This window comes from Streptomyces sp. NPDC059003 (genome assembly GCF_042740445.1).
Classification (GTDB): Bacteria; Actinomycetota; Actinomycetes; order Streptomycetales; family Streptomycetaceae; genus Streptomyces.
Genome location: NZ_JBHYJH010000287.1, coordinates 1 through 7,190 on the forward strand (window position 1 = coordinate 1; position 7,190 = coordinate 7,190).

Annotated in this window: 5 protein-coding genes and 1 pseudogene; 4 read left to right on the top strand and 2 right to left on the bottom strand. The window is 72.3% G+C overall.

Annotated elements, in window-relative coordinates; translation table 11 throughout:
* Both ACFWZ5_RS43470 and ACFWZ5_RS43475 read left to right on the top strand, forming a co-directional pair.
* Window positions 1–229 (top strand): annotated as a pseudogene (locus ACFWZ5_RS43470) (hypothetical protein); the annotation flags it as partial.
* A 12-nt stretch (window positions 230–241) separates the two neighbouring features.
* Window positions 242–493 carry a hypothetical protein gene (locus tag ACFWZ5_RS43475; protein ID WP_384798910.1) on the top strand — a complete coding sequence of 84 codons (252 nt, stop codon included), beginning with the start codon at window positions 242–244 and terminating at the stop codon, window positions 491–493.
* Window positions 494–799: 306 nt separating this feature from the next.
* On the opposite strand, the gene ACFWZ5_RS43480 is transcribed toward ACFWZ5_RS43475, so the two are convergent.
* Complete coding sequence (locus ACFWZ5_RS43480; RefSeq protein WP_384794979.1) at window positions 800–1,135, bottom strand: ArsR/SmtB family transcription factor; 336 nt, start codon at window positions 1,133–1,135, stop codon at window positions 800–802.
* Between the two features lie 144 nt (window positions 1,136–1,279).
* Between ACFWZ5_RS43480 and ACFWZ5_RS43485 the strand changes: the two genes are divergently transcribed.
* Window positions 1,280–2,767 (top strand): MFS transporter, encoded by a 1,488-nt coding sequence (locus ACFWZ5_RS43485; RefSeq protein ID WP_384794981.1) that lies wholly within the window; start codon window positions 1,280–1,282, stop codon window positions 2,765–2,767.
* Here ACFWZ5_RS43485 and ACFWZ5_RS43490 read toward each other — a convergent pair.
* Complete coding sequence (locus ACFWZ5_RS43490) at window positions 2,739–4,256, bottom strand: CehA/McbA family metallohydrolase (protein ID WP_384794983.1); 1,518 nt, start codon at window positions 4,254–4,256, stop codon at window positions 2,739–2,741. The genes ACFWZ5_RS43485 and ACFWZ5_RS43490 overlap by 29 nt on opposite strands.
* 250 nt (window positions 4,257–4,506) lie before the next feature.
* Between ACFWZ5_RS43490 and ACFWZ5_RS43495 the strand changes: the two genes are divergently transcribed.
* On the top strand, window positions 4,507–7,125 hold the full coding sequence (locus ACFWZ5_RS43495; RefSeq protein ID WP_384794985.1) for a bifunctional FO biosynthesis protein CofGH: 2,619 nt from the start codon (window positions 4,507–4,509) through the stop codon (window positions 7,123–7,125).
* Window positions 7,126–7,190: the final 65 nt, after the last annotated feature.

A 7,190-nucleotide genomic window follows, 5' to 3' on the forward strand; every position in this document is an offset into this window, starting at 1 on the left:
CACTGCCTTCTTCCGCTCGGAGAGGGCGATGAAGCTGCGGGCGGAGGGGCGCGTCAAGGAGCGCGCGCAGACGATTCTGCAGGTTTTTGAGCAGCGCGGGCTCGCTGTGCCGGATCCCGTCCGGGAACGCCTCATGAGCTGCCAGGACTTGGAGACTCTCCGGGTCTGGTTCAACCGTTCCCTGACGGTCACGAAGGCGGACGACCTCTTCGCAGAGTCCGACGGCTGAGAGCAGGATCGGGTGGCTGACCAGGGCGGGATTCCGCTGTCCTTCTTCCGCTCGGAGAGGGCGATGAAGCTGCGGGCGGAGGGGCGCGTCGAAGGGGCCGCCCTCGCGATCTTGCGTGTCCTTGAGGGGCGCGAGATCGCGGTGTCCGAGTCGGTGCGGGAGCGGATCGTAGGGTGCTCCGATCTGGACACGCTCAACACCTGGCTCGGCCGCTCCGGGACGGTGGCAGCGGCCGAAGAGCTCTTCGTGGAGTCCGTCGACTGACGAGTAGTCGGGGGCCAGGTGTGTTCACCTGGCCCCTGGTGCTTGCTCGCCGGCACCGGTGACCTTCGCGGGGCGCCCCAGTCCCACCCCTTCCCGAACTAGGGGGCTGCACCCCCTAGCACCCCCGCCAATCGGCGCTCCGCGCCTCGTCCTCAAACGTCGGACGGGCTGATATCTGCGCGGGGTCTGGGGCGGCAGCCCCAGGGAAGGGCGGGTGGGTGGGGGAATCAGCCTGCCCGGCGTTTGAGGGCGAGGCGCGGGGCGCCGGAGGGGAGGGGGTCTGGGGGCGGAGCCCCCAGGAGGGGGCTAGGGGGTCGGCGGCTGTCGGGTGTCGGCTTGGGCGCCTGCGAGGATCGCGTCCAGTAGGCCCGGATACCGCGCGTCCAAGTCCTCCCGCCGCAGCGTCAGCAGGTTCTCCCGTCCGGAGGGCCGCTGCCAGATCACCCCGTTCTCGCGGAGGACCCGCCAGTGGTGGGTCATCGTCGACTTCGCCGTCACGCCGAGCGTGTTGAGGACGCTGGTGCAGTTGTGGTCGCCCCCGGAGTCGAGGAGGCGGATCACGGAGAGCCGCAGGGGATTGCCGAGGGCGGTCAGGACGCCGTCGACGCGGATCTGGTCGCGCTCGGGGTGGCGATAGCTCATGCCCACCACCGTACCTCCGTACGTGGATATTCGAACTATCGGGACGGGGTTCCTTGTGCCGCGCCGCGATCGTACGTAAGGATGCGTACAGTCAAGTGTACGTAAGAACGCGTACAGTCGCACCGTCGTACCGAAAGGGCACCCGTGTCTGACAAGCCACGCCCGGGCTTGAGCCTCCTCCTGCTCGCCCTCGCGCAGACCGTCTACTCGCTCGACCTCAACATCGTGTTCGTCGCACTGCCCGAGATCGGCTCCGACCTCGGATTCCCGGGCCAGACACAGCAGTTGGTGGTCAGCGCCTACGTCGTCTTCGCGGGCGGATTCCTGCTGTTCGGCGGGCGCGCGGCCGACCTGCTCGGGCGGCGCCGGATGTTCGTGCTCGCCCTCACCCTGTACGCCGTGTCGTCCCTCGCGGGCGGGCTCGCGACCAGCGCGGGCGTCATCATCACCGCACGGGCCGTGCAGGGGATCGGCGGCGCGCTCCTGCTCCCCGCGACGCTGTCCCTCATCAACAACCTCTTCGAGGAAGGGCCCCGGCGCAATCGCGCCCTCGCCGTCTGGGGCGGCGCCGGAGCCAGCGGGCTCACCCTCGGCGCGCTGCTCGGCGGGCTGCTCACCGACCGGTTCGGCTGGCCCGCCGTGTTCTACGTGAACGTGCCGCTCGCCGGGCTCGTCGCCCTCGGCGCGCTGTACGTCATCCCGCGCGACCCGGCCCGCACCGAGCGCCGCCGCTTCGACCTGCCGGGCGCGTTCAGCGTCACGGGCGGGGCCACGCTGCTCGTCTTCGGCCTGGTGGAGGGGCCGGAGCTGGGGTGGGGTGACCCGCTCGTCGTGGGGGCCTTCGTCGCCGCCCTCGCGCTGCTCGCGCTCTTCGCCGCCGTCGAGTCCCGCAGCGCCGACCCGCTCATGCCCTTCCGCCTCTTCCGCAACCGCAGCCTCACCGTCGGCATGACCGTCACGTTCGTCTACATGGCCACCTTCGGCGTCCTGCCGTACTTCCTGACGGTCCTGATGCAGAGCGTGCACGGGTACAGCGCCCTGCAGACCGGCCTCGCCTTCCTCGTCCCGTCCCTCGCCATCGCCGCGGGCACCCAGCTCGGCGAGCGCCTCACCACCCGTGCGGGCACCCGCCCCACCCTCGTCGGCGGCTTCGCGGTCGGCGTCGCGGGCACCGCCCTGCTCGCCGTCGGATTCGACGCCGACGCCGGTTACGGGCTGCTCCTGCCGGGGCTCGTCGTCTCCGGCCTCGGGCAGGGCGTGGTCTGGACGGCCATGTGGATCGCGTCCGCCACCGGCACGCCCGCCCACGAACAGGGCGTCGCCAACGGCATCGCGTCCACCGCCCTCAACATCGGCAACGCCATCGGCCTCGCCGTGTTCACGGTCATCGCCGACCTCGGCACCGACGGCAAGGCCGGCGCAGCCCTGCGCGCGGCGACCGCCGACGGCGGCGCCCTGGTGGTGCTGCTCACGGCGGCGGGCATGGTGGCGGGCCTGCTCGTCACGCTCGCCCTGCCCCGGTCGGGGGCGGCCCGCACGGTACGTACGTCAGAAGCGGCCCGTACGTCGCGCGCGGCCACCGCCGAACCCGCCGCCGAGCTCCTCAACGCCCCAGGAAAATCGGGTTCGTGAGCGCCTTCATCGGCCCGGGCAGCGGCGGCGCCACCGCGGGCTGCCGCACCTCGGCCCGTACGTACGCCGCGTACGAGGCCGTCGTGCGCCACTCCGCGGAACCCGTGCCCGAGTCGGGCAGGACCGGACTGGTGAACAGCGTGCCCTGGTCCGTGACGAAGCGGATCGTGCAGCCGGGCGCGCCCTTGACGTCCAGGCGCACGGTCACCGGGTCGTCCCGGTCGACGCGGAGCCGCTCGCCGATGCCCGCGTGCGCGCCCTTGCCGCCGGACGCGGAGAAGGCGAGCTCGACCGCCTTGTTCTCGGCGATGTAGGAGTGGCCCGCGCGGATGCCGTCCTGGATGGCCTCGCGGGTCAGGTCGTCGGCGAGGACGACGGTCTGGGGGCGGCCGACCGGGTCGGGATCGCGGTGGGCGTCGCTGTTGCCCATCGCCGGGGTCCAGCGGCGCCCGCCGCGCACGGCGGCCACCAGCTGGTTGTCCCACTCGGCGAGCGCGATCTCGTCCTCCGGCGAGTAGGCGCCGTTCCACACCTCCACCGCGTCCGCCTCGTTGAAGCCGAACTTCCAGTTGCAGCCGACGCAGGTGGCGTGCGGGTGGGCGGGGACGACCAGGCCGCCGGCGCGGTGGACCTCGCGGGCGTAGTGGCCGAAGCGGTTGTCGCGGGCGCGGTAGCGCCAGTCGATGAACGTGCCGGGCTCCGTGCCGAGCGCGAGGACGTGGCCGTTGCGCGTGGTGATCTCCTCGCCGAGCAGCACGAGCAGGTCGTCGCCCGCCACGTCGGACCAGTGGGCGTGCGAGGACTGGGTGTTGTGCTCGGAGGTGTTGATGAAGTCCAGGCCCGCCGCGCGGGCGAGGGCGCCGATCTCGGCGGGGGTGCGGCGGCCGTCGGAGTACCAGGTGTGCAGATGGCAGTCGCCCCGGTACCAGGCGCGGCCCCGGCCCCTGGCCCGCTCCGGCGGGTACGTGGGCCTCGGCGTCGTCCCCGGCGCCCCGTAGGTGAGGGTGATCGTCACCTCGTAGGGGAGCCCCTGAGGGGACACCGTGTACGGGCCGAGCGCGATGTTCCAGGTGCCCGCGCGCACCGGCCCCGGGATGTACCCGGGCGTCGCGTCGTCGGCGCGGACGAAGAACTCCGTGCGGGCGCCGCCCGACCAGCCGCGGAAGCCCCGGCCGCCGAGGGCGGTGCCGCGCTCGTCGAAGACGCCGATGTCGAGCGCGTTGCCGACGGTGCCCGGCGGCACGGGCGGCTTCTGGTAGGTGTACGCCACGTGCAGCTGCTGCACGCCCCGGGGGATCTCGACCGGCAGGTACACGAAGTCGGGGGCGCCGACGGGCAGCGTCCCGCGGATGGTCTTGGTCTCCTGGCCCGAGCGCCGCTCCGCGGCCCCGGCCTCGTCGGCGAAGCTCACACTGCTCAACGTAAGGGCGGTCGCCGCCCCCGTCACGAGCAGCGCGCGTCTGTTCAGGTGGCGTTCGTCCTCGCACATGCTGCGGCTCCCCAGAGGTCGGTGACGGAGGCGCCCGGAGGCTCTCCGCGGTCACTGCGTGGCGCGGGTGGTGCGTGCAACTCTGGTATTCAGCCGTGAACTCCCTTGTAAGGGAAGGGGATCGGAGGGTTGACGTCCGGCCACGGGCACGTCCGCGTTCCGGCCCTCCTCCCCTGGGCGGAAGTGCCTGTATTTCACTGGGCGGAAGTGCCCGTAGGAGCCCCGTGGCGTCGCTCGTATGCTCGATGGCATGACCGACACCGCGCAGTCCCCCGAGGCCGGACGACCCGCCCCTGACGAGGCGGGACGCCCCACCGCCAACGCCATGCGACGTGCCCTGAAGCGGGCCAGGGACGGGGTCGCCCTCGACGTGGCGGAGGCCGCGGTGCTGCTTCAGGCGCGCGGCGACGACCTGGAGGACCTGGCGGCGTCGGCCGGGAGGGTGCGGGACGCGGGCCTGGAGGCGGCGGGCCGCGCGGGCGTCATCACGTACTCGAAGAGCGTGTTCATCCCGCTGACCCGGCTGTGCCGGGACAAGTGCCACTACTGCACCTTCGTGACCGTCCCGGGCAAGCTGCGCAAATCCGGGCACGGGATGTTCATGTCGCCGGACGAGGTCCTCGACATCGCCCGGCGCGGCGCCGAACTCGGCTGCAAGGAAGCCCTGATCACGCTCGGCGACAAGCCCGAGGACCGCTGGCCCGAGGCCCGCGAGTGGCTGGACGCGCACGGGTACGACGACACCATCGCGTACGTACGCGCCATCTCCATCCGCATCCTGGAGGAGACGGGCCTCCTGCCGCACCTCAACCCGGGCGTCATGACCTGGACCGACTTCCAGCGCCTCAAGCCCGTCGCGCCCTCCATGGGCATGATGCTGGAGACGACGGCCGAGCGGCTGTGGTCCGAGCCGGGCGGCCCGCACTACGGCTCGCCCGACAAGGAACCGGCGGTCCGCCTGCGCGTCCTCGAGGACGCGGGCCGCTCGTCCGTCCCCTTCACCAGCGGGCTGCTCATCGGGATCGGCGAGACGTACGAGGAGCGCGCGGAGTCCCTCTTCGCGCTGCGGCGCGTGGCCCGCTCGTACCACGGCATCCAGGAGCTGATCATCCAGAACTTCCGCGCCAAGCCGGACACGGCGATGCGCGGCATGCCGGACGCCGAGATCGACGACCTGGTGGCGACGGTCGCGGTCGCCCGGCACATCATGGGCCCGTCCGGCTGCGTCCAGGCCCCGCCGAACCTGATCGGCGGCGAGTACGGCCGCCTGATCCGCGCCGGCATCGACGACTGGGGCGGCGTCTCGCCGATCACGATCGACCACGTGAACCCCGAGAAGCCGTGGCCGCAGATCGACGCGCTCGCCGAGCAGGCCGCGGCGGAGGGCTTCGAGCTGCGCGAACGGCTCTGCGTGTACCCGGAGTTCGTGCGGCGCGGCGAGCCGTGGCTGGACCCGCGCCTCCTGCCGCACGTGCGCGCGCTCGCCCTGGAGTCGGGCCTCGCCAACCCGGACGCGCCCGTGCGCGGCCTGCCCTGGCAGGAGCCCGACGAGGGCTACGTGGCCTCGTCCGGCCGCACCGACCTGCACCGCACCATCGACACCACCGGCCGCACCGCCGACCGGCGCGACGACTTCGACGAGGTGTACGGGGACTGGGAGGCGCTGCGGGAGCAGGCGGCGCCCGGCATGGTCCCGTCCCGCATCGACGGCGACGTGCGCTCCGCCCTCGCGACGGCGGCCGACGACCCGACCCGCCTGAGCGACGACGAGGCCCTCGCCCTCCTGCACGCGGACGGCCCCGCCCTCGACGCGCTCTGCTCCATCGCGGACGACGTGCGCAAGTCGGTGGTCGGCGACGACGTCACGTACATCGTCACGCGGAACATCAACTTCACCAACGTCTGCTACACGGGCTGCCGCTTCTGCGCCTTCGCGCAGCGCCGCACGGACGCGGACGCGTACACGCTCTCCCTGTCGCAGGTCGCCGACCGCGCCGAGCAGGCGTGGGACGTGGGCGCGGTGGAGGTCTGCATGCAGGGCGGCATCCACCCGGATCTTCCGGGCACCGCCTACTTCGACATAGCGCGGGCCGTGAAGGAGCGCGTGCCCGGCATGCACGTGCACGCCTTCTCGCCGATGGAGGTCGTCAACGGCGCGACCCGTACGGGACTTTCGATACGGGAGTGGCTGGAGCGGGCCAAGGAGTCGGGCCTCGACTCGATCCCCGGGACGGCCGCCGAGATCCTCGACGACGAGGTCCGCTGGGTCCTGACGAAGGGCAAGCTCCCGACGGCGACGTGGATCGAGGTCATCAAGACGGCCCACGAGGTGGGGCTGCGCTCGTCATCGACGATGATGTACGGCCACGTGGACCAGCCCCGCCACTGGCTCGGCCACTTCCGCACGCTGTCCCGCATCCAGCAGGAGACCGGCGGCTTCACGGAGTTCGTGACGCTGCCCTTCATCCACACGAACGCGCCGGTGTACCTGGCGGGCATCGCGCGCCCGGGCCCGACCACCCGCGACAACCGCGCGGTGACCGCCATGGCGAGGCTGCTGCTGCACCCCCACATCCCCAACATCCAGACCAGCTGGGTGAAGCTCGGCACGGAGGGCGCGGCCGAGATGCTGCGCTCCGGCGCGAACGATCTTGGCGGGACGCTGATGGAGGAGACCATTTCCCGTATGGCGGGGTCGAGTTACGGCTCGTACCGCTCGGTGAAGGACCTGGTCGCGATCGCGGACGCGGCGGGGCGGCCGGCGAGGCCGCGCACCACGGTGTACGGGGCGGTGCCCGAGGAGCGGCAGCGGGCGGCCGCGGCGTCGGACGGCCACCTGCCGGAGTTGCTGCCGGTGCTTGACGAGTAGTCCGTCGCGGGGCGCCCCAGACCCGCCCCTTCCCGAACTGGGGGCTCCGCCCCCAGACCCCCGCT